This is a genomic window from bacterium (assembly GCA_035559435.1).
Classification (GTDB): domain Bacteria; phylum Zixibacteria; class MSB-5A5; order WJJR01; family WJJR01; genus JACQFV01.
This window is the reverse complement of sequence record DATMBC010000105.1, coordinates 1-20,647: the sequence shown is the minus strand read 5'-3', so window position 1 is coordinate 20,647 and position 20,647 is coordinate 1. Positions and strand designations below refer to the sequence as shown.

The 20,647-nt window shown below is 63.2% G+C and carries 19 protein-coding genes and 2 tRNA genes; 8 read left to right on the top strand and 13 right to left on the bottom strand.

The features are described from left to right. On the top strand, positions 1 to 878 hold an 878-nt coding region (locus tag VNN55_12665; protein ID HWO58401.1), incomplete at its 5' end, for a fused MFS/spermidine synthase. Here VNN55_12665 and VNN55_12660 read toward each other — a convergent pair. Both VNN55_12660 and VNN55_12655 read right to left on the bottom strand, forming a co-directional pair. After that, complete coding sequence (locus VNN55_12660) at positions 879 to 1,208, bottom strand: hypothetical protein (protein HWO58400.1); 330 nt, start codon at positions 1,206 to 1,208, stop codon at positions 879 to 881. It lies immediately after the preceding gene. 96 nt (positions 1,209 to 1,304) lie between these two features. After that, on the bottom strand, positions 1,305 to 2,417 hold the full coding sequence (locus tag VNN55_12655) for a hypothetical protein (GenBank protein HWO58399.1): 1,113 nt from the start codon (positions 2,415 to 2,417) through the stop codon (positions 1,305 to 1,307). A 354-nt stretch (positions 2,418 to 2,771) separates the two neighbouring features. Here VNN55_12655 and VNN55_12650 point away from each other — a divergent pair, with 354 nt between their 5' ends. Both VNN55_12650 and VNN55_12645 read left to right on the top strand, forming a co-directional pair. After that, positions 2,772 to 3,728, top strand: a complete 957-nt coding sequence (locus VNN55_12650; GenBank protein ID HWO58398.1) for an ATP-binding protein — start codon at positions 2,772 to 2,774, stop codon at positions 3,726 to 3,728. A 3-nt stretch (positions 3,729 to 3,731) separates the two neighbouring features. Continuing rightward, entirely contained in the window at positions 3,732 to 5,162 is a 1,431-nt protein-coding gene (locus tag VNN55_12645; protein HWO58397.1) for a sigma-54 dependent transcriptional regulator, read from the top strand. A gap of 612 nt (positions 5,163 to 5,774) precedes the next feature. On the opposite strand, the gene VNN55_12640 is transcribed toward VNN55_12645, so the two are convergent. Further along, positions 5,775 to 6,422: a FlgD immunoglobulin-like domain containing protein gene (locus tag VNN55_12640; GenBank protein HWO58396.1), complete on the bottom strand. Its 648-nt coding sequence runs from the start codon at positions 6,420 to 6,422 to the stop codon at positions 5,775 to 5,777. A gap of 188 nt (positions 6,423 to 6,610) precedes the next feature. On the opposite strand from VNN55_12640, the gene VNN55_12635 reads away from it, so the two are divergent. The 3 genes from VNN55_12635 to VNN55_12625 all read left to right on the top strand — a co-directional run bounded on the left by VNN55_12635 (position 6,611) and on the right by VNN55_12625 (position 8,816). After that, positions 6,611 to 8,500 carry a S9 family peptidase gene (locus VNN55_12635; GenBank protein ID HWO58395.1) on the top strand — a complete coding sequence of 630 codons (1,890 nt, stop codon included), beginning with the start codon at positions 6,611 to 6,613 and terminating at the stop codon, positions 8,498 to 8,500. Positions 8,501 to 8,552: 52 nt separating this feature from the next. Further along, positions 8,553 to 8,628, top strand: a tRNA-Thr gene (locus VNN55_12630). Positions 8,629 to 8,733: 105 nt separating this feature from the next. Next, positions 8,734 to 8,816 (top strand) — tRNA-Tyr (locus VNN55_12625). Positions 8,817 to 8,901: 85 nt separating this feature from the next. On the opposite strand, the gene VNN55_12620 is transcribed toward VNN55_12625, so the two are convergent. The 5 genes from VNN55_12620 to VNN55_12600 form a co-directional block, all read right to left on the bottom strand. Further along, positions 8,902 to 9,330, bottom strand: coding sequence for an OB-fold domain-containing protein (locus tag VNN55_12620; GenBank protein ID HWO58394.1), 429 nt, complete (start codon positions 9,328 to 9,330; stop codon positions 8,902 to 8,904). Continuing rightward, positions 9,327 to 10,502: a beta-ketoacyl synthase N-terminal-like domain-containing protein gene (locus VNN55_12615; GenBank protein ID HWO58393.1), complete on the bottom strand. Its 1,176-nt coding sequence runs from the start codon at positions 10,500 to 10,502 to the stop codon at positions 9,327 to 9,329. The genes VNN55_12620 and VNN55_12615 overlap by 4 nt, the downstream gene beginning before the upstream one ends. A gap of 15 nt (positions 10,503 to 10,517) precedes the next feature. Then, the gene (locus tag VNN55_12610) at positions 10,518 to 11,597 is read right to left on the bottom strand and encodes a hydroxymethylglutaryl-CoA synthase (protein ID HWO58392.1); all 1,080 of its coding nucleotides are present in this window, start codon (positions 11,595 to 11,597) and stop codon (positions 10,518 to 10,520) included. A 244-nt stretch (positions 11,598 to 11,841) separates the two neighbouring features. After that, positions 11,842 to 12,267 carry a prepilin-type N-terminal cleavage/methylation domain-containing protein gene (locus tag VNN55_12605; protein HWO58391.1) on the bottom strand — a complete coding sequence of 142 codons (426 nt, stop codon included), beginning with the start codon at positions 12,265 to 12,267 and terminating at the stop codon, positions 11,842 to 11,844. Between the two features lie 288 nt (positions 12,268 to 12,555). Beyond that, entirely contained in the window at positions 12,556 to 12,984 is a 429-nt protein-coding gene (locus VNN55_12600) for a type II secretion system protein (protein ID HWO58390.1), read from the bottom strand. A 386-nt stretch (positions 12,985 to 13,370) separates the two neighbouring features. Here VNN55_12600 and VNN55_12595 point away from each other — a divergent pair, with 386 nt between their 5' ends. Then, positions 13,371 to 14,414 carry a hypothetical protein gene (locus VNN55_12595; GenBank protein HWO58389.1) on the top strand — a complete coding sequence of 348 codons (1,044 nt, stop codon included), beginning with the start codon at positions 13,371 to 13,373 and terminating at the stop codon, positions 14,412 to 14,414. Between the two features lie 85 nt (positions 14,415 to 14,499). On the opposite strand, the gene VNN55_12590 is transcribed toward VNN55_12595, so the two are convergent. The 3 genes from VNN55_12590 to VNN55_12580 form a co-directional block, all read right to left on the bottom strand. Further along, entirely contained in the window at positions 14,500 to 14,988 is a 489-nt protein-coding gene (locus tag VNN55_12590) for a response regulator (GenBank protein ID HWO58388.1), read from the bottom strand. Between the two features lie 116 nt (positions 14,989 to 15,104). Next, positions 15,105 to 15,251 (bottom strand): hypothetical protein, encoded by a 147-nt coding sequence (locus VNN55_12585; protein ID HWO58387.1) that lies wholly within the window; start codon positions 15,249 to 15,251, stop codon positions 15,105 to 15,107. Between the two features lie 238 nt (positions 15,252 to 15,489). Beyond that, positions 15,490 to 17,154: a hypothetical protein gene (locus tag VNN55_12580; protein ID HWO58386.1), complete on the bottom strand. Its 1,665-nt coding sequence runs from the start codon at positions 17,152 to 17,154 to the stop codon at positions 15,490 to 15,492. Positions 17,155 to 17,463: 309 nt separating this feature from the next. Here VNN55_12580 and VNN55_12575 point away from each other — a divergent pair, with 309 nt between their 5' ends. Beyond that, the gene (locus tag VNN55_12575) at positions 17,464 to 18,567 is read left to right on the top strand and encodes a Phenylacetic acid catabolic protein (GenBank protein HWO58385.1); all 1,104 of its coding nucleotides are present in this window, start codon (positions 17,464 to 17,466) and stop codon (positions 18,565 to 18,567) included. Between the two features lie 271 nt (positions 18,568 to 18,838). Here the strand turns inward: VNN55_12575 and VNN55_12570 are convergent, their stop codons facing one another. Both VNN55_12570 and VNN55_12565 read right to left on the bottom strand, forming a co-directional pair. Beyond that, positions 18,839 to 19,753, bottom strand: coding sequence for a lysylphosphatidylglycerol synthase domain-containing protein (locus tag VNN55_12570; protein ID HWO58384.1), 915 nt, complete (start codon positions 19,751 to 19,753; stop codon positions 18,839 to 18,841). A 122-nt stretch (positions 19,754 to 19,875) separates the two neighbouring features. Next, the gene (locus VNN55_12565; protein ID HWO58383.1) at positions 19,876 to 20,559 is read right to left on the bottom strand and encodes a hypothetical protein; all 684 of its coding nucleotides are present in this window, start codon (positions 20,557 to 20,559) and stop codon (positions 19,876 to 19,878) included. Positions 20,560 to 20,647: the final 88 nt, after the last annotated feature.

Here is a 20,647-nt window from a genome sequence, read left to right as displayed (position 1 = left end):
CGGCTGAAACCGCCGACCCCGACGCCGGACTGCTGGCCATCGAACAGAGCGCCTACGGTGAATTGCGGGTGCTTCAGGATGGGCCTGAGCGCTTTCTTCTGATCGACGGCGGCGCTCACACCGGCGTCGACACCACGCTCTGGGAGTCGCTCTTCGAGTATGTCAACGTGATGGACATCCCCCGCGGATATTTCGACAGACCAAAGCGCATGCTCTTAGTGGGGTTGGGCGGGGGATCGGTGGCCAAGAACTACGCCCGCAACGGCTGGACCGTTGATGTGGTCGAAATCGATCCGGCGGTGACTCGACTCGCCCGGCGCTACTTCGCGCTGCGCGATGATGAGGCGCGCGTCTTCCACGAAGACGGCCGCCAGTACCTGCGGCGCGGGGGAGAGGCCTACGACATCATCATCCTGGACGCGTTCGGCAGCGGATCGATCCCATTCCACCTGATCACGTCCGAATCGTTTGCCCGGGCGCGCGAGTGCCTCTCGCCCGAGGGGGTGTTGGCGGTGAACCTGCAGTCGATCGGCTGGCATGACACAATTGTGACCACCATCGCCGCGACCGCCCGCCGGCAGTTTGCCAATGTCCTGGTCCTCCCGATCGCCGAGCCGCCGAATCAACTGGGCAACATTGTGCTGCTGGCGGCCGACCGTTCGCTCGAACTGCCCGAAGAGCCGCCGCGGCCGCAGGATCGCTTCTCGCCCGAGTATCACCGCGCCCACGCCTGGGACAACCGCTTCGTGCCCCGGACCGAGGGGGTCCCCGTCATCACCGATGATCGCAATCCGATCGACCTATGGACCGAGCGGGTCAATCTCCGCTCACGGCAGGAACTGCACGACTACTTCCGGGCGCGCGGCGCCACCTGGTGATCAGCCCCCGTCCAATGGCTTGATCAGGCCGCTTTCCACGATCCGGACCGGATGCCCCTCCAGCGTCGTCGGAATCCGTTTTTTCAATTCCTCGGTTTCCTCCTCCACCAGCACCTGAATGCAGGGTGTGCCGTCCTCCAGCTTTCCCAACGCCACGCCCGTCACGCCGGGAATGGCCATCAGTTCGGCGACGTGCGCCTCCTGAACGGTCTGGATGTCTCTCTGCGGCACGGTCACCTCGGCTCTCCTCGTCTCCTGGCACGTGGACAGCATCAGCAGGCAGATGGGGAGGATGGCGGCGCGCCGGGCGATTCGCACAATGCAAGTCATGCGGCCATTCCCCCAGAAAGAAGCCCGTCCCCGACACAGCGGCCGGAGACGGGCTTGCGTTCATCGATCTCCGGACTTCTCCGGAGAACAACGCGGTTACTGTCCCACCATCGTCCCACCGACCCAGCTGAGCACTTGGTCGATCGGATTGGCGACGGCAATCGTCGTGCTGCCGGCAAACAGCAAGCCGACAGCGCGTGGGTTGGTCGCGACATCCTCCACCATGAGCGAACCGGAGTCGCCGCCGGCGAGGAACTTGCTGGAGCGATTGCCGACCAGAATCTGGCCGGTGTAGGTCTTCGTGAACGCCGAGCCGCCGGCGCACTCGTTCTCATAGGACACGCTGATCGTCGCATTCAGCCCGGTGACCGTGCTGCGGGTCAGACCGGTGGTACGCCCGCTCTTCTTCACGGCCTGGTTGACGAATGCAGCCACTGTCGAGGCGGAGATCGTGCCGACTTCGAGAATGGCGCCGTCGGAGCGCACCATGCCCGGAATCACCGCCGCGTAGGCCGCATCGACGTTGCTTCCCGGCAGGGACTTTTGCCCGGAGAGAGTCGCCACGTTCTGGGCGTTGGCCGCGTTGCAGCCGACATCGATCAGGCCCGGTTGAATGACCGGATCGCCGGCTTGTGCCGAACGGTTGTTGCCACCGGCCACAATGTCGGCTTCCAGCACATGGTAATTGCTCAGCACATACTGGGTGCCGCCCTTCTGCACCAACGAGCCCAGCGTGCCGCCGCAACAATAGCCGTTGGCCAAGTCATACCGCCAACCACCTGAGGTGCCCAGTTGAATGGGCGGGGTCTGCTTGGCGGTGTGGCTGACTCCGCCGCCACCCGGCTTGCCCATCGCGACAATCTTGTCGGTCAGAAGCACCTTGGTCGGGACGCCCTCGATCGACTTCGGCGCCGCGCCGCGGGCCCGCTCGCTGGTCACCAGCAGCATGATCGCCGGCTGACCGCTCTCATCCAGCGTGGTCGCCGTGCCAATCACCTCGGGATCGGCCATCAAACGTTGTGTGTGGCGGTCTTGGACCGCCATCACGTGCAGAAGTTGGGGATTGACACGTCCCAACACGTCATCCATGCCGGATGGCGCGGTGGGTGTATTGTCCACTCCGCATCCCCAGATGCCGAGCGTCACGATCACGGCGGCGCCCAAAAGCCAGAGCCCGATACCGCGTTGGGGCAGGAACGAGTGCTTCATCGAGAGCTCCTCCCAGGTTGTGAGGTTTTGTTGGGCAAGCGGCCCCGTGCCGGGGCACGGGGTCGAGTGACTTGCGACCACAATCTACCACATCCGACAGATTGTCAAGGTCGAACTGCGCGCCGCCGAAAAAAAGAGCGGCCCTCCGCGTCTGGAGGCACGCCTGCTCCAAGACGTGCTCAGGCAAGCAAGCGCCGTGAAGCACACACCGTGCCGTGATCGACCACGCCGGAGCCGAAAACGGCCCGAATCGGCCATTGCCCTCGGATGGGCGGTTGGCGAGATTGTCGACGGGTGACGGTGATCGCAGCGATCCGGCCCACCGCCCGGCGAAATCAGACAAGATAAGTCAGCATGAACGAGCCCATCACGCCCCCCTCGCTCTCCGGACTGCGCCGCCAGTTGCATATCATTTGGCTGACCATCGCCATCCCGGCCACGCTGGTCGGCGCCGGGGCCATCTGGTTCTGGCGTGAGTATGCCGACCATGACGCCGCCAAGACCCTGGTGATCTTCTTGTTTCTGCTGGTCTTCATCGCCATTCCGGTGATCTTCGGCGTGCTGCGGGTCAACAGGATCTTCCGCGTCCTGCAGGAGAGCGAAACCCAGTTGTACACCCGCAATCAGCAGTTGATCACCGCCGACCGTCTGGCCTCGGTGGGCACAATGGCCGCCTCGATCGCCCACGAGGTCAACAATCCGCTGACCACGATCAAAATCCTGATCCACTCACTGAAGGAGCAGGTCCCCGCCACCGAGGCCGCGCGCGACGATTTGGAAATCATTCAGGGGGAAATCGACAAGATCAGCACCCTCGTCCTTCGCCTGATGCAGTTCGCCCGGCCCACCGAGCCCGAACTGGCGCTGGCCGATTTGAATGTCACCCTCAGCCGCGTGATCGATCTGATCCGTCCGAAGGCCCAGTTGTCGGGGATCGTGGTGCACGAGCACTGCCGCCCCGTGCCGCCCGTGCTGGCCGACCCGGCCCAGTTGGGACAGGTGTTCCTCAACCTCCTGCTCAACGCCGTCGATGCCACGCCGCAGGGCGGCACGATCAAGGTCATCTCGGGCACCGAGAACAACGATGTCGTGGTGACGATCTGGAATTCCGGCAAGGGGATCGACCCGGCGCTCTACGACCGCATCTTCGACCCGTTCTTCACCACCAAAGCGACCGGCACCGGGTTGGGACTTTCCATCGCCCACATGATCATGGCCAAGCATAACGGCACCATCCGCGCTATCGGCCACAATGAGAGCGGAACCACGTTTCGTATCACTCTACCCAGGGCCCTGACCGCCAAGAGCTGACGCATGCCTCGAGTGCTCATCATCGACGACGACCGCAATCTGCGCTTTGCGCTCCGCCGCATTCTCGACGCCAACTCCTACAACATCGACGAGGCCGGCACCGGCGAGGAGGGGCTGGCGCTGGTGCAGTCGCAGTCCTATGACGTCATCCTGCTTGATCTGCGCATGCCCGGCATGTCCGGCATCGAAGTCCTCGAGAAACTGCGCGCGGTCGATCCGCGCACGCCGGTGGTGATGATGACCGCCTTCGGCACCACCGACACCGCCATCCAGGCGATCAAGATGGGCGCCTTCGATTTCGTGCTGAAACCCTTCGAGATCGACGAGATCCAGCGCGTGGTCGCCCGCGCCGTCGAGTCGTACCGCCTCATGACCCGCCGCGTCGAGGTCGCCGAGGATGAGACCCCTGCGACGGACGCCGATGCCGACACGCTCATCGGACGTTCCCGCCCGATGCAGGAAGTCTACAAGCAGATCGGGCGGGTCGCGCAGACCGATGCCTCGGTCCTGATCACCGGCCCCTCCGGCTCGGGCAAGGAGTTGGTGGCGCGCGCCATCTACCAACACTCCAAACGCGCCGGACGGCCGTTTCTCGCCGTCAATTGCGCCGCCATCCCCGAGGGGCTTCTGGAAAGCGAGCTCTTCGGCCATGAGCGCGGCGCGTTCACCTCCGCCGATCATCGCCGTCTCGGCAAGTTCGAACGCGCCGACAAGGGGACGCTTTTCCTCGATGAGATCGGCGACATGAGCCCGATGACGCAGGCGAAGATTCTGCGCGTTCTCCAGGAGGGTGTGATCGAGCGCGTCGGCGGCGCCGAGACCATCGAAGTCGATGTCCGCGTCATCGCCGCCACCCATCGCGACCTGCCGCGGATGGCGCAGGAGGGGACCTTCCGCGAGGATTTGTACTACCGGCTCAACACCTTCACCATCAATTTGCCGCCGCTGGCCGAACGTCCCGAAGACATTCCGCTTCTGGTGCGCTACTTCATCGACCGCGCCTGCCGTCATGACGGCCGCCCCGGCGTGCATGTTCTGCCGGAGACCATGGACAAATTGATGGCCCACCAGTGGCGCGGCAATGTGCGCGAGCTGGAAAACGTCATCAACCGCGCCCTGATCGTCACCACCGGCAACGCGCTATTGCCCGAGTCGATCGTGCTCTCCGATGCCGGCAGTCTGGCGGCGCGCGCCGTTCTCCCCGCCGGCGATGAACAGCTGCTCGATCTGCTCTTTGAGCGGTTGGTCGCCCGCTACTCGCGCAATCCCGATGATCCCATTCTGAGCGTGCTCGAACGGGAAATGCTCGCGCGCGCGATGAAACACGAAAACGGCAATCAGGTCCAGGCCGCGCGTTTGCTCGGGATTTCCCGCCAAACCCTCCGCAACCGCCTGGCGGACGAAGAGTCCACGCTGCCCGACGAAGGCATGTGACCGTTCCCATTCGCAGCGCGAGAGGCTTTCATCCTCTTGCGCCTCCCGCGCACGGGCCAACAAAGATTGCTTCGTCGCCGCGATCCGCCCGCAGGCGGATCGCGCCTCCTCGCAATGACAGTGTCATCCGCGAGTATGCGTGAATTCGTCATTGCGAGGAGCAGTCCGCCGCAGGCGGACGACGACGAAGCAATCCTTTTTCCACGGCCGCGCCACAGAACAATGATTCCAGGGCCAACGCCCGTCGGCTTTGCCTCCGGTCGTTGGCCCTGGAATGACGGCAGGGGAAGGGGCATTCGCCTGAAGGGGCAGGCCTCAGGCCTACCCTCATCACCCCAAATCCCGCGCCCCCAATACCGTCATCCCAAGGCCCGGCGCTCTTTGCCGGGTCTTGGGATCTTTGTTGCTCTTTTGCGCGTGGCAAGCAAGGCAGGCCTCAGTCGCCCTCGTCACCCCAAATCCCGCACCCCCAATACCGTCATCCGAAGACCCGGCGCTCTTTGCCGGGTCTTGGGATCTTTGTCGCTCCTTTGCGCGTGGCAAGCAAGGCAGGCCTCAGGCCCGCCCCTGCAATGAGAGAAAGACGCGAAGCCGAATCCCGTTCGGACGACCTCAGCGCAGCAGCACCATCTTCCGTGACAGCATCGCGCCGCCGGTGATCAGACGCGTGAAATAGATTCCCGAGGGCGCCTCGCGACCGGATTCATCGCGTCCATCCCAGGTCACCTCATGAATGCCCGGCGGTTGGCTGCCGGTCACCAGGGTGCGCACCCGCTGGCCGAGGATGTTGTAGATCGCCAGTTCGGTGGGAGTGTACTTGTCAAGACTGTACCGAATCTGCGTGGCGGCATTGAAGGGATTCGGACTGTTCTGCGCCAGCGCCAGCAACTGCGGGATCTCCGCGTCCGCCGGATCATCCAGCACACCCGATGGCGCCTCGACCATGATCACGCCGGTGAAGGCGTGCGGGGAACAGTAGTAGGGGAAATTCCCCAATTGCGAAAAGGTCCGGGTGAAGGTTTGTTGCGACGAGGATATCGTCGCGTTCCACAAGCCGCTGGGATTGCCCGGCGTCCCTGAGGTTGTCGTGTGAGTGGTGCCCGAGAAGTACTCCCAACGCACCTGATCGTTCTGCTCGATCTGCAGATTGCTGGGATCGAAACTGTTGGACTTCACATCGACGATGTGCAACGCCGCCATCCCCGGCGACGCCGCCAGACATGCCGCCGCGGTGAACAAACCGATCACGACTCGTTTCATGGCCCCTCCTCCTGTTTCTGATTCAAGGCGAAAACCCGCCTCAAACAGCCCAAACGGAAGACGTACTTAAATTGTTCCGTTTCGTAATCCGGGAGGACAGGGCCGGGGACCGCTTGACTCACACCCGGCAATCAGGATACAATTGGTGTATGGACCGTTGGCAAACTCACACCAGGCAGGGAGGGTAAATGACGAAACGGCAAGCCATTACCGCCGCATTGTTGACGTTTTGCATGATGACGGGTTCCGCGCAGGCCTACTTCAGGGACTCTGTCTACATTCCCGACATCGAAACCTTCATGCAAATCGGCAGCAACGGCGGGCCGCAGGTTTCCGCCGCGGGCAATGTCATCTGCTTCACCTCGGCAATGTCCGGTGTCGGGCAGGTCTACCGTCTGCGCGACAACGGCTGGCCGGAGCAGTTGACCTACTTCACCGATGGCGTCGACTTCTACGCGCTCTCCCATGATGGCCGTTGGATCATCGTCGGCGCCGACTGGGGCGGGTCCGAGGAAACCAATCTGCACCTGGTGGAGGTGGCCACCGGACGCACCGAGCCGCTGACCAATGTCAAGGATGTCCAGATCGCCGACCCGGTCTGGTCATACGACAATCGTCGCATCTATTACCGCACCAACGAAGCCAACGGGAAAGACTTCCACATCTATGAGATGGATGTCGTCACCCGCGCCACCCGTCCAATCCTGGCGCAAGAGGGGTACCACTCGCCGCAGGTGGTCGCCAGGAATGGCCGCTACCTGGTCGCGGCGCGTTATCCGTCCAACGTCAATTCCGACCTGTATCTGGTCGACTTGACGTCGGGCGTCAGCGAGCATCTGACCCCGCATGAGGGGAATGCCCTGTTTTCCGCCTATGAGTTCACCCCCGATTACTCCGCGCTCTACATCATCAGCAACAACAACAAGGAAGGCATCGGCCGTCGGGCGAAACTCGACTTGAAGTCCAAAGCCATCACCGAAATGGATCCGGGCACCAGGTGGGAAGCCGAGGGGATGACCTTCTCCGAGGATATGTCGCGGATGGCCTGGATCGTCAACGAGGACGGGTACGGCCGTCTGCACCTCTGGGACCTGGCCGCCAACGCCGAACTGCCCGCGCCGCCGGTCGATGGATTGGTTTCCGGCGGGATGTTCATGGGCAATGACACTTTCATCTTCTCGTTCAACGGGCCCGACAGCCCGCCCGACTGCTGGCGCTGGGAGATCGGCGCGAAGAAACTCACGCAGCTGACCTTCGCGGTTACCGCCGGTATCGACCGCCGCATCTTCGTCAAACCCGAGCTGGTGCGCTTTCCCAGCTTCGACGGTCTGGAGATTTCGGGATTTCTCTATCTGCCGCCCGGCGCGAAGAAGGGGGACCGGGTGCCGTTTATCATCAGCGCCCACGGCGGACCGGAGTCGCAGTTCCGTCCCGACTTCATCCGCAACTTCCAGTACTTCGCGCTCAACGGCTTCGGCATCTTCGCGCTCAATCCGCGCGGGTCCTCCGGCTATGGCCGCGATTTCCTCGACATGGACAACTACAAGGACCGCTGGAAATCGGTGAAGGACTATGAGACCGCCACCCGTTGGCTGGCCGAGCAGGGGTACGCCGACCCCAAACGCATCGCGATCACCGGCGGCTCCTATGGCGGCTACATGACGCTGGCCTGCATCACCGCCAATCCCGACCTGTATGCCGCCGCCTGCGACCAGGTCGGCATCGCCAACTTCGTCACTTTCCTGAAGAACACCGCGCCCTACCGCCGCCATCTGCGCGAATCGGAATATGGCCCGCTGGCCGACTCGGCCTTCCTCTGGGAGATTTCGCCGCTGGCGCAGGTGGACAAGATCAGGACCCCGCTTTTGATCGTGCACGGCGAGAACGATCCGCGCGTACCAGTGGGGGAGGCGCGGCAGATGGCGCGGGCGATCGCCGCCCGCGGCGGCATTGTCGACACGCTGATCTTCCCTGATGAGGGACACGGCGTCGCCAAGCGGCCCAATGTGCTGGTGACCTACCGGCGGATCGTGGACTTCTTCAAGAAGTACTTGCTCGCGCCGTCGCCGGAGAACTGATTGAATGCAAGGCGATAGGTCCGACCGGACCAGCGGGACCTGAGGCTTTTTCGCCGGCGTAACTCAGTTGGTAGAGTAGCTGATTTGTAATCAGCCTGTCGGGGGTTCGATTCCCTTCGCCGGCTCCAGAGATCAAGCAGGGGCGGCCCACTGGCCGCCCCTACTTTCAATTGGACAGACCCGCCTGACTTTCCGTATAATCGCAGCCCGCTTTCACCGAAAGCGGACCGCCCGGAGAGGTGCCCGAGTGGCCAAAGGGAGCAGACTGTAAATCTGCCGGCAGACGCCTTCGGAGGTTCGAATCCTCCCCTCTCCACTCTCGATTCATTCGCCCTTGCCGATAACACAACGGCCGCCCGCAACCGCGGGCGGCCGCTGTCTCGTTGACAGCGACACAATCCTTACGTCTGCATGAACGCCGGGCCGACCATCGGCTCCCACTTGAAGCCGTAAATGATCGCCCCGTCCGGGCCGTTCGAATTGATCCGCCGGAACCGCGCCTGCACCCGCCAACCGGTGTAGTCGACGTCGGCCTCGGCCCCGGTCAACTGGCCCATCAGCCGCGTGTGCTGGTCATCATCGCATTCGATGATCGCGACATGGTAGGGCCCATTGAGCGTCATCCAGCCGGGGACAATCCGTTGCACTGTGTCCAGCACCACCGTGCCGGTCTTGGGCAGACGGATGATTTCCGGATCGGTCTCGCCGGTTTCGGGGTGGATTTCGCACGGCGGGTAAACCACCGCGCCGCTGGCAAAGCGCGCCGCGCGCAGATGGTAGAGCACATCGGACCGTCGCTTGATGCGCGGAGGGAATATCGTGCCGCTCATCGTCTCACTCCTTCCAGAATGGTGACACCCGCCATTGTGCCGATGCCGCCCACATTGACCGCCATGCCCCTGTCCGGCTCGCCGGGGATCTGGCGTCCCATTGGCGCGCGTCCGGTCAACTGCAGCAGCAGCTCGCCGATCTGGGCCGCCCCGGTGGCGCCCACCGGATGCCCCTTGCCTTTCAGCCCGCCCGAGGAATTCACCGGATGCTCTCCTTCGATCGCGGTCGCGCCCGCCAGCGTCGCCGGGCCGGCCTTGCCCGGCTCGTAGAGGCCGATCGCCTCGAGGATCATCAGTTCGGCGATGGTGAAACAATCGTGCACTTCAAACGCCTTCATGTCGCGCACGGTCTTGCCCGCCTGTTTCAACGCCGCCGCCGCCGCCCGCGTCACGCCCGGCATCTGGTGGAAGACCTTGCGGCGGTGCAGAAACATCTGATCGGCGCTGATGGCGCGTCCGATGACCCGCGCGTACGGTCGTCCGCTCGCCTTGGCGACATCTTCGGGGACCACAATCAATCCGGCGCATCCGTCGGTGATCGGCGAGCAATCGAACAGCCGCAGCGGATCGGCGACCATGATCGACGTTTCGACGATCTCCGGCGTGATCTCGGTCTGGAACTGCGCGTGCGGGTTCTTGCTGGCGTTGCGGTGGTTTTTGACCGCGACCGCGGTCAGCATGGCGCGCGTGGTGCCGTAGGCGGCCATGTGCGACTTGGCCATCAGCGCATAGAGCAGGGGAAAGGTCGCGCCCTGGTCGGCCTCGTACTCGCGCTCGGCGGCGGCGGCCAGCGCCGCGGTGGCATCGTCGCCGGACACATCGGTCATCTTTTCCACGCCGCCGGCGAAGACGATCTTGTGGCGGCCGCTTTGCACGTCGTCACAGGCGGCGTTGAAGGCCACCGACGCGCTGGCGCAGGCGCCCTCGTGGCGGCTGGCGGGTACCCCGACCAGACCCATCGCGTCGGCCGCGTAGGCGCCGAGATTCTCCTGCCCGGTGAACAGCCCCGAAGACATCGCGCCCATGTGGATCGCTTCCACGTCCTTCAGATGGATGCCCGCGTCGGCCGCGGTCGCCCGCGCCGCCCGCGCAATCAACTCTCGCGCCGAGAGCTGCCATTCGCTCCCCCACGGGCTCATGCCGAATCCCAGTACACAGGGTGTCTGATTCATGGTGCCGTCACCTCCCTAACTGCCCATGACGATCATCCCGCGGTTGCGGAGATACTCGCCGTAGCTGAGATATTGCAGTCTGTGATTGATGATCGCGTCGGTGGTGGCCACTTCGCGATGCTGCGCCGCCACAATCGCGTCGGTGGTTTCCCAGATGAACGCGTCGCTGCCCGAGCCCGATCCATAGGAGACCATCAGGATCCGCTGGCCGGGCCTGGCGATGTCCAGCACCCCCGCCAGCCCGATCGGCGAGGCGCCGGAGTAGGTGTTGCCGATGCGCGAGACCTTGAGTCCGGTCTCGACCTGCGCCGGCTTGAAGCCGAGAATCGACGCGGCCCGTTTGGGGAACTTGGCGTTGGGTTGGTGGAAGACCGCGAAATCGAAATCGGCCGGCTTGGTGCCCGACTCGGCCATGATCGCCCGCGCCGCGCCCAGCGTGTGCTTGAAGTACGCCGGGTCGCCGGTGAACGCCCCGGCATGCTCCGGGTAGTTGCGGTGCTCGCGCCGCCAGAAATCGGGCGTGTCGGTGTCGTACGATGAGGCCCACAACAACCGGGCGGCGATGTGGTCGCGTCCCATGATGAAGGCCGCCGCGCCCGAGGCCGCTGAAAACTCCAGCGCATCGCTCGGCGCGCCCTGCGAGGTGTCCGAGCCGACCCCGAGCGCGTACTTCATCGGATTGCTCACGCCCTGGCCGATCACGTACATGATCGCGTCGATCATCGTTTGCGTCCCGGCCTTGCAGGCGAATTCCACGCCCGACAACCAGATGTGCGGCGTCGCGCCGATCACCTCTGCCAGCACCGTTGCCGACGGCTTGACCGCGTACGGCGGCGATTCCGATCCGATCGAGGCCTTGCCGATGTCGGCGGGATCGACAAACGGCGCCCGCGCCAGCGCGCGGAAGGTCGCCTCCACCGCCAGCGTGATCGAGTCCTGATCCCAGGGCGCCACCGACTTTTCGACCAGCCCCAACCCGCGTTCATAGGTGGGTGCGTCGGCGCCCCAGATCCGCGCGATATCGGCGATCTTGATGCGCAACTTGGGCACGTCGACACCCCAGCCGACAATGCCCACCGGCGTTTCAAACTTCATGCATGCACCTCGCGTGGCTTGAGGGTGAACTGACCGCCAATCTGGAAACAGCCATGCAACCGTCCGCGGCAGCGGACAGTTTGCCGAGGGAAATTACCGCCTCCGCTTCCCCGGTGTGTCAAAACCACGCCAATCTGACAAAACCGGTAGGATTTGCGACGCAGGGCAGTGGGAGGGACGCGAATGGAAAACGGCGCCCCGGAGAACCGGGGCGCCGTGTTCGTCAAGCCAGCGAGGTGCCAGATCAGGAGGTCGGGTCATCCACCGTGTTGAGGAGTGTTCCTGTCTGGTCGATCGTCCAGGTGTCCACCGTGGCGTCGTCGTCAATGTTGGCCGTCGCGGTGCACGAGAAGGTGTTGGCGGCCGCGGTCATCGCGTAGCTGTAGCGGGCGTTCGAACCCACCTGCACGCCGATGCGCGCGAAGTTGTTGCCGTTGGCCGCGTCCGCGGTCACGCCGTTGCCCCAGTAGGAGTCATACTCCTGACGGTAGGCCTGTTGCATGACGTAGATCTGCTTCAGCAGCTGCTTGGCTTCCGACGTCTTCGACTTCGCCGAGGCGGCCATGAAGCGCGGGATCGCCAAAGCGGCCAGGATGCCGATGATGACGACCACGATCATGAGCTCGATGAGGGTGAAACCCTTTTGCGAGCGATGCAGCTTGGACAGCATTCCTGCTCCTCCTTGTTGGTTGGTGACTTGTTCTTTACTCTTCATCGTCAGTTTGCCGTCGGGGTTGACCCATTGCGCGGCCAGCCCCGCGCGTGTGTCAGTGCAAAGTGAGTGCCGCGTTTCGCTCCGCCACCGATGCGGCGGCGTGAGGCGCTCCGAGACGCTTGCGGCGGCGTTGGTTGCCCGCATTGCGCAATTGCTGAACAGATGACGCTGGTCGCTGTGGAGTGTCATTCTGGTCTCTCGTCGTCTCGGATTCTGCCGTCGCCATTGCATTCTGCAATCCGCCTATTGGGTCGCGTCGTCCGACACCGCCTGGAGGATGCCGCCCTCGTTGATCGTCCAGGTGTCCGGCGCCGGATCGTCATCCAGTCCGGGCGCCGCCACCGTCGCCGTCGCGGTGAAGGTCGTCGCGCCGGCATCGGCGGAGGTCAGCGTGTACGCATAGCGCGCCGGCTGGGCCAAATCGAGCCCCAGCCGATCAAACGTGCTCGGGTTGGCCGCGTCCATCGTCCCGCCCACGATCCAGTACCGGTCGTACTCCTGCCGATAGGCCGCCTGCAGGACATAAATCTGCTTCAACACGCCCTTTGCCTCGCCCTGCTTGGCCTTGGCCGAGGCCGCCATGAAACGCGGCAACGCCAACGCGGCGAGAATGCCGATGATCACCACCACGATCATCAATTCGATCAACGTGAATCCGCGCTCTTGTCTCATGTCGCTACTCCGGGTCACACAATTTGTTTCGACCGCTCCCTGATTTCCGTTAGCCGCCGCGGGGGTTTTCGCCACGCTTTCCGCCGCGCCACGGCCTGTGAGCGCAGATATGCGTTGCAAGAATGAGGCCAAGCCGGGACGGGGCGACCAACCCGGTCGCCGCAAGACGGTTAGCGCGCTGTTGAATTATTGCGCAGGCACAAATGGGGCGAAGCGACCGGCGATTTCCGCCGGCGGCCATGCAAAATGCAATGCTGCCGGCGCCCTCCCGGCGCGCGATGAGCGATTGCTCCGAATGCGGCCACCCGTTAAATTGAGCGGCTTGATCGCCCGATGCGGTGTATAAGTTGGCACCACGGGCCCATCCCAACCGGGGAGAGGAATCGATGACAGGAATCTACCGCAGACTGACCTTCACCCTCGCCGTCGCCGCGCTGGTGGGATTGCTCCTCCCGCTGGATCTGCTCGCGCAGGGCATGTACAACGCCAAGCCAGCCAAGCTTCCCTGGAAGATCGCCTTTCAGCGCGACAAGAACATCTGGCTGATGAATGGCGACGGCTCCAACCAGCGTCTCTGGCGCCCCTTCGGCAACGTCGCCGGCAAGATGTCGTTCTCGCCCGATGGACGTACCCTCATCTGGGCGCGGCAGGGGGAGTTCACCTACAACCTGCCCGATGGCGGCGGCGGCGGACGTCGACTGTTTGATTTGTTTCTGGCCGAAGTCGATTCGACCCGCGAAGGATACTGGCGTTGGGTGACCTTCAACCATGGCTCCCGCGGCGCCGAGTTCTCCCCCGATGGCCAGCGCATTGTCTACTGCTATGACCTCAACGCGAACATCGTCGACGCGGAGTTGCCCGATTACCAGATCGTGCACTCGCGCATCGACGGCAGCGACCTCAAGAAACTGGCCCGTCCCGATGCCAGGCCCGGCGAATGCCAGGGCATGGACCCGACGTGGTCCCCCGATGGCAAGCAGGTGGCCTTCACGTACTTCCTGCGCCGCCGCGCCAACATCGGCGAGGGCAGCAAGGATGCCCCCACCCGACCGCTCGGGCTGGTGGTGGTCCCCGCCACCGGCATCACCGCCGGCGAGGATGAACTCGAGGCGATGGCCAGGCAGAACGGCGATGCGGTCATGCCCGCCTGGTCGCCCGACGGCCGCGCGATCGCCTTCGTTAGTTCCAATTCCGCCGACGGGAGTATCTACCTGATCAATCCCGACCTGACCAACCGCCGCAAACTGGTCGAGAAGACCGACCGTCTGGTCCCGGCGCAGGCCCCCGTGTCCTGGTCGCCCGATTCGAAGTGGATCGTCTTTTCGACCGTCGATGGCTTCATCTACGTCGCCCCAACCGATGGCTCCGGCAAGCCGGAGCGCATCACCTCGGGCGGCAACGACTACATGCCCGTCTTTTCGCGCAAATAGCGCCGCGGCGCCTGCCAAACGACGACAGGGCGGCCCGTGGGGCCGCCCTTTTCGTTAAGGACTAAATGGAGGAAGCGCGGACCGCTTACCGATGCGCCCCGGTGTGCGCGTGCGGCCGGTGATGGCCGCGCGTTTCACGCTGGTTCAGTTCGCGGTTCAAAAGGAAGGTGAGGTCCTCGATGCGGAAGGGTTTGGCCAGCATGTCGACTGCTCCGGCCGCGCGCGCCTGCGCCACCAGTTCCGGCGAGGCATAGCTGGAGATTATCACCGTCGGAATCGGCATGTGCCCAGACAATCTCACCTTGCGGAGGATTTCGTAGCCGATGCCGTCGTCCAGCTCCCAGTCGGAGACGATCGCGTCGACCGGCTCGCGATCCAGCCACGAGATCGCTTCGCTGATACTGGCGACCTTGATCGGACGCCACCCCTGATTGGCCACCATGCTGCCGACAATGTTACGGACTTCCTCGTGGTTTTCCACCACGAGCACCGTCGGCTGTCGCCGGGCCGACTCCCTTTTTTCTGCTCGCTGCTTGCCCACATTCTCATTATCGGACAGCGCAAAGCGATTCATTATCGAAATTGGCAAAAGGAGTCACCCCGCCCGGTGGAGGCAGGCGGGGTGGGCACGACAGGGAGGAAGTAGGATGAGGAACAGGGCTAATGCGCAAGGTCGGTTCGGACCGACGCTTACAGCGGCAGACTCCCGCCAGCGTCGCCGAAGGTCAGTGCCATGAAGACAGCGACAATGACCATCACCAGCGTCCAGTAGGTCCAACCGCGGGCGCGTTCGTTGCCACGTTTCGGCAATTCGTAGTGATGTCGCACTGTGTTCATGGTCATTGTCTCCTGACAGCGGACACTTTCGCAATCCCCATGCCGTAAATAATCGGTTTCGTTGTTTTGCGTAACGCGTTGTATCCAAAAACCTTGGATAATCGGCGAGCGAGGCCGTCGGCGGTTGGTGTGCAAGGTTTTGCCACTTGCCATGTTGTCTCGGTGCGCTGAAGCCACAATCCCAACGGAAAAGGGCGCCCAAAGGCGCCCTTTTCGGGGTCATTCGCTCGGCTAAGGGCTACTCGGCCGGCGGCGGTAGGAACTGCACCGTCACGGTCGGGAAGAAATTCCCCTCGTTCAGCCCGGTCGGAGTCGGATTCAGGTCACGATAGATCATCGGCACAAGCGTTGTGCCCACCGTGTCCAAATCGTCGGGGAAGAAAGCGGACATGTAGATTAACTGAGTGTTGGGTTCATCGGGCGCCCAGTCGAAATTGATGGCTCCCATGAAATCGTCATCCGGCTCGATGGTGATCCAAAGTTTCTCGACAACCGGACTCTCGAGGACATCCAGCGGCGCCTGCAATCCGTAAGGCAGGTCGTGCAGGAAATCCTCGCCCGGGAACATAAAGTTGCGATCGAAGCGATCGTCCGTGAATGTGTAAGGGTTTTTGGAATCGGCTCCTAACGGGCCCTTGAATCGGCCCAGCGAAATCGGCGGGATCCCGGAGGCCTTCGTAAACACCAGCCAGGCCTCGTACTCCCAGCCCGCAAAGATGAAAGCATTGCCTTCAAGAATCTCATTCAAGGCGTCTGGATCCGAAAGATCAAGCACACCCGACATCGTGGGACCCATGATCGTGTCGCCGTTGGTTATGCGGAAAGCGCGCGGCAGGACGGACTGTTCGTCGAAACTGAGCACCTGGAACGTGTCACGGTTGCAGCGGGTCAGCGATGGATCGTCGATGCGGATGACGCAGGTGTCGGTGATCTGGGTCAGCGGATTGTTGATGATGTAGCGGTAGCCGACGACTTCGCCGTCGATTATCACCGGATCCTCGCCCAATTCGACACCCTGGTGAATGACTCCCGGAGCGAGCGGGATCGGATCATCCGGACCGTACTTGCCGGGGGCGTGCGACGGATTGCCGTCGCGGAACTCGAAGTCTGGCTCGCGTTGCGGCATCACCAGGCCGAAGTTCGAGAACGAACTCTCGGGATGGGCGCGTCCGATCCAAACGACGTAGTTGTAGGCGCCTCCCGACGGCGGCACAAAAGTCTTGATGTAGGCGTCCCATCCGCCGGCGCTGTCCAGCGTCGTCTCGTCCTCCAAGCGCGGATTGGCAAACCAGATGCCCTGCCCCTCGGTCTCGTTGTCGCGCCACTGAGCGCCGGGGATGCCCTTCTTGTTCGACTGGGAGATCAGGTTAAAGCTCACGATCGGGGGAGTCTGAGTCAGTAAGGGCACGAGTGCAAACGGATTGATGAGCACGGCCCGGCCCGATTGAGGATTGATATTGAACACTAAATGGAATGGTCCATCCGGCGCATCTGGATGCGGGTCGTTGATGGGCTCCAACGTGATGAAGGCCACAGGATTGATGCCCTGGAGATACGGCGTTACGTCAAATCCGATCGGCATCCCGTTCCCAGTGGTCAGGGGGAGAAACTCCCCATTCTCATCACTGGCCGCGTAAAGGTACGGATCCCACCGGAAGCGCGCCAATGAAACCGGCTCTTCCGGTGTGACCGAAGTGTCGACCTCATTGATCTGGAAAGTAACCAGCCAGAGTTGGTACATATAACCCTCTGGGGCTGCATGCAGGTTCAAGTCCGGTGACACCCTTACATGGGTCAGTGCGCCAGTCGTCCCGGTTGAGCCGTCTATCTGGCAACCGGCGAAATAAACGAGGGAAAGGCAGAGGACGGCCAATGCCAGCCAGCGTGACTTCACGACGTGCATGAGGACGATTCCTTTCGCTACCGTTTTGTCCGACGGGCACTTACACCCGCAAAAAACGAAACGCCATGATAGGGACGGCCTCCGACCGGAATCAAGCGAAATCCCGGACGCGCTGTCGGAGCCGCTCCCCCCCGCGCCTGAGCCCCATTACCGATGATCCCGCAACATATTCCCGCCCATCCGTCGCCTGTGTCACCGGCGGCAAAAACCGTTGTCCGCTCCCCCGCGGTGCCGTACAATTATTGTCAGGATTGTTGCGCGCGCCGCGCGCGTTGAACGCCCAACGATCATCGGGAAGGGAAATGGCAAATGGGACGTGTCAGCACCTTCGACGACTGGATTGACATTTTTCGCGGCTGGCAGGAAGGGCTGGGGCTGGACCGGGAGACGGTCGAGGAATACAAATTTGAAGCCCTCTACGGCGACCTGCATTCGCCCGAAGTCGAGTTCGGCGACTTCGCCGGACGGCGCAAGTTCGAGAAAGTGATCGAAATCCCCGACCAGCGGATGCGCGACGCCCTCCTGCAACTGGTGATCGTGCAGGGCGACACCGAATTCGGCTCGGTCGAGCAGCAGCGCTACCTCGTCAACACCGCCCCCAGCGAGCACGACCTGAAAAGTCTCATCCGTGTCATGCGCGAGGAGATGCGCCATGGCTGGCAGATGTGCCATGTCATGATTAACCATTTCGGGACCTCCGGCAAAGTCGAGTCGGAGAAGATGCTCCAGCGCTCGGCCGATCAGCAGGGACGGCTCCTCGGCTCGTTCAACGAAAACGTCGACCACTGGCTCGATTTTTTCGTCTACACCGAATTCATCGACCGCGACGGCAAGTACCAACTGACCATGCTGTCGCATTCGGCCTTCGCCCCGCTGGCGCGTTCGATGGGGCCGATGCTCAAGGAGGAGGCTTTCCACCTCGGCACCGGGCACAACGGACTCAAGCGCATCTGCCGCGCCGGCAAGATGCCGGTGCGCCTGATCCAGAAGTACATCAACAAGTGGGTGCCGACCGCCTACGATCTCTTCGGCACCGATCATTCCAGCTCCGCGCACTGGGCCTATGTCTGGGGCCTCAAGGGACGCTTCGACCAGCACGACAGCGAATTCCGCGACATGGAGAACCTGAACGAACACTCGCGCGAACTGTACTTCGCCGAAATCCAGGGGCTCTTCGACCAGCTCAACGCCCTCCTGCCGCAGAACTCCGAGAAGCTGATGGTCCCGTCGCTGAAGTTCAACCGCTCGGTCGGCAGCTACGCCAACGAGCCGTATGACATCCACGGCAACCGCGTCAAGCCGGAGGAATGGGACGACTACGTCAAATCGGTTCTCCCCACCGATGACGACCGCGCCGAAATCATGGCCATCTGCAAAGACCCCTCCTGGATCGCCCCGAAACAGGCGGGGTGAGGGCCGCCCTGCCGCAGAATGCCATCGCCGCTCGGGGGCGATAAAGCCGCCCCCAATCGGCGATGGCAGGTCAGACAAGAATGTCCGACCTCCTATTTCGCATTTGAAATCGCTTTTCAGGAGGACAGACATTCCTGTCTGTCCATCGCCTCGTGAGTGCGGGTCGATAGATGCGGCAGGGCAACCTTTCCGCGCATTGCCATCGCCGCTCGGGGGCAAAAAAGCCGCCCCCCAATCGGCGATGGCAGGTCAGACGGGAATGTCCGACCTCCTAGGATTTTCGTTTGCCGTACCCGAACAACACCGGCACGAGGCCGGCCAGCTCGACCACGGTCATCCACAACCGCGAGACCACCGCGACCGCCGCGCCCAATCCTGCCGGCAGGTAGGGACCGAGGACCACCGCGAGGATGCCCTCGCGCACACCCAGCCCGCCCGGCGCAAACAGCGCGACAAAGCCCACCAGATAGGCCGCCGCGTAGGCCGCGCTCACTTCCCAGAACGGTCCGGCCGGGAGGCCGATGCCGATATTCATGCACCAGAACGATGCGCCATACAGAATCCACGCGCCGATGTAGAGCCAGAACAATCCGAACGCCCGTCCGAAACTCAACTCAAACTCGATCGGCTCGCGCCCGAAAATCGACAACCCAAAGTTCAGCAGTCGGCGGAACAACGGCGGATACAGCAGGATCACGCCCACCGACAGCGCCACCAGCACCGCGGTCGGCGACAGATCGCCCCAGATGCGCACGCCGAGGATCGCAGTGACAAACGCCGCCCCCGGCACCAGCGTGAACGCCTGATGCAGGGCCGATGACACCAACGCCGGTTTGGGCGGGACACCTTCATCCCCGACCAGATAGACCATCCCCGCGATCGTCCAGATTTTCCCGGGGACATATTTGCCGAGATTCGACAGCGTCAGAATGCGGTAGGCCGCGGCGAAGCGCAGACGGTGTCCGCTGATCGCCGCCAGTACGATGCGCCACAGATGAAACAGCAGGACAAAATCCAGCCACATCAGGACGGCGGAGAGCAGAAGCCACCACGGACGCAGTTGCCAGTCAAACGCGCGGACCGCATCCCACTGCGCCACCAGCGCGCGGATGACAAAGACGCTGATCACAACGGTCAGCGCTCCGCCGATGACCGCGCGCCATGTCCCGCTCTTGGTCCCCGCCATCGGCGCCACGGTAGCGCGGGGAAGCGGGGTCGTCAAGGACGATTGCGCGCCAATGGAACGGGGGCGCGAACCGACACGCGCCCCCGGGGTCGCAGGATGGAGTGAGGAGGGACCTGCGATGTCTACTCTGAGGTTCTGCTCCGATCGAACACGCGTTTCATCGTGCGGCCGTCGGTCTGATCGCGACGTTGCATCACCGACACGATCGTCAACTGCTGCGCGTCGGGCGAGATCGTGAACGTCTCGGTCCGGCGTCCGCCGCGCGGGCCGGTGTGGGTGATGACCAGCGCGCCGTCGGAGTTCCACGTTGCGGTGACGGTGGCGCCTTCCGTGGCGCGCGGGCCATCCGGCGTCATCGCGCGGCCGTCGGTGTACAGTGTGCGGGCATGTCCCCGCGGTCCGGTGATGGTCACCGTCGAATCGGTCTGCGCGATGGTCATGGTCATCGGACCGCGCGGTCCGCGACGGCCGCCATCGAAGTCGGCGTTGTCACCGTGTTGACGTCCCCGCATGCCGCGCGGACGACGTGCGTCCTCCGGTGCCAGCGGGTCGCCCGGCGCGCCGCGCCGCGGGCTATGGCCGCGCATGCGCAGACTGTCGGGCGGCGGCGGCGCGTCGCTTAAATCCCGATTCAATGTCCAGCCGCCGCTCAGATCGGTCCCGCCCGCGTTCGCGGACACCGCCCCGGCGGTTCCTGCCGGCGCGGCCGACGGATCGGAGCCGCCGCAGCCGGTGTTCAGTCCCAACAGCATCAGCGTCGCCAGGCCGGCCGCCGCCAATGTCCAATGTGTCTTGCCATGAATCATGAGTCCTCCTGTTTGAATGTGTCGCATCACAGGCGCCTTCACCGATTCAGACAGACATGGCGGGAGTTCGTTAGCGACCGCCGCCGTG

What these genes read in the sequence shown, in the direction of transcription:
- VNN55_12565 (HWO58383.1), bottom strand. Translation starts at nt 20,559, where the DNA reads ATGATTCATGGCAAGACACATTGGACATTGGCGGCGGCCGGCCTGGCG.
- VNN55_12635 (HWO58395.1), top strand. Translation starts at nt 6,611, where the DNA reads ATGACGAAACGGCAAGCCATTACCGCCGCATTGTTGACGTTTTGCATG.
- VNN55_12610 (HWO58392.1), bottom strand. Translation starts at nt 11,597, where the DNA reads ATGAAGTTTGAAACGCCGGTGGGCATTGTCGGCTGGGGTGTCGACGTG.
- VNN55_12600 (HWO58390.1), bottom strand. Translation starts at nt 12,984, where the DNA reads ATGAGACAAGAGCGCGGATTCACGTTGATCGAATTGATGATCGTGGTG.
- VNN55_12620 (HWO58394.1), bottom strand. Translation starts at nt 9,330, where the DNA reads ATGAGCGGCACGATATTCCCTCCGCGCATCAAGCGACGGTCCGATGTG.
- VNN55_12580 (HWO58386.1), bottom strand. Translation starts at nt 17,154, where the DNA reads ATGCACGTCGTGAAGTCACGCTGGCTGGCATTGGCCGTCCTCTGCCTT.
- VNN55_12570 (HWO58384.1), bottom strand. Translation starts at nt 19,753, where the DNA reads ATGGCGGGGACCAAGAGCGGGACATGGCGCGCGGTCATCGGCGGAGCG.
- VNN55_12615 (HWO58393.1), bottom strand. Translation starts at nt 10,502, where the DNA reads ATGAATCAGACACCCTGTGTACTGGGATTCGGCATGAGCCCGTGGGGG.
- VNN55_12645 (HWO58397.1), top strand. Translation starts at nt 3,732, where the DNA reads ATGCCTCGAGTGCTCATCATCGACGACGACCGCAATCTGCGCTTTGCG.
- VNN55_12655 (HWO58399.1), bottom strand. Translation starts at nt 2,417, where the DNA reads ATGAAGCACTCGTTCCTGCCCCAACGCGGTATCGGGCTCTGGCTTTTG.
- VNN55_12650 (HWO58398.1), top strand. Translation starts at nt 2,772, where the DNA reads ATGAACGAGCCCATCACGCCCCCCTCGCTCTCCGGACTGCGCCGCCAG.
- VNN55_12660 (HWO58400.1), bottom strand. Translation starts at nt 1,208, where the DNA reads ATGACTTGCATTGTGCGAATCGCCCGGCGCGCCGCCATCCTCCCCATC.
- VNN55_12640 (HWO58396.1), bottom strand. Translation starts at nt 6,422, where the DNA reads ATGAAACGAGTCGTGATCGGTTTGTTCACCGCGGCGGCATGTCTGGCG.
- VNN55_12585 (HWO58387.1), bottom strand. Translation starts at nt 15,251, where the DNA reads ATGAACACAGTGCGACATCACTACGAATTGCCGAAACGTGGCAACGAA.
- VNN55_12595 (HWO58389.1), top strand. Translation starts at nt 13,371, where the DNA reads ATGACAGGAATCTACCGCAGACTGACCTTCACCCTCGCCGTCGCCGCG.
- VNN55_12575 (HWO58385.1), top strand. Translation starts at nt 17,464, where the DNA reads ATGGGACGTGTCAGCACCTTCGACGACTGGATTGACATTTTTCGCGGC.
- VNN55_12590 (HWO58388.1), bottom strand. Translation starts at nt 14,988, where the DNA reads ATGAATCGCTTTGCGCTGTCCGATAATGAGAATGTGGGCAAGCAGCGA.
- VNN55_12605 (HWO58391.1), bottom strand. Translation starts at nt 12,267, where the DNA reads ATGCTGTCCAAGCTGCATCGCTCGCAAAAGGGTTTCACCCTCATCGAG.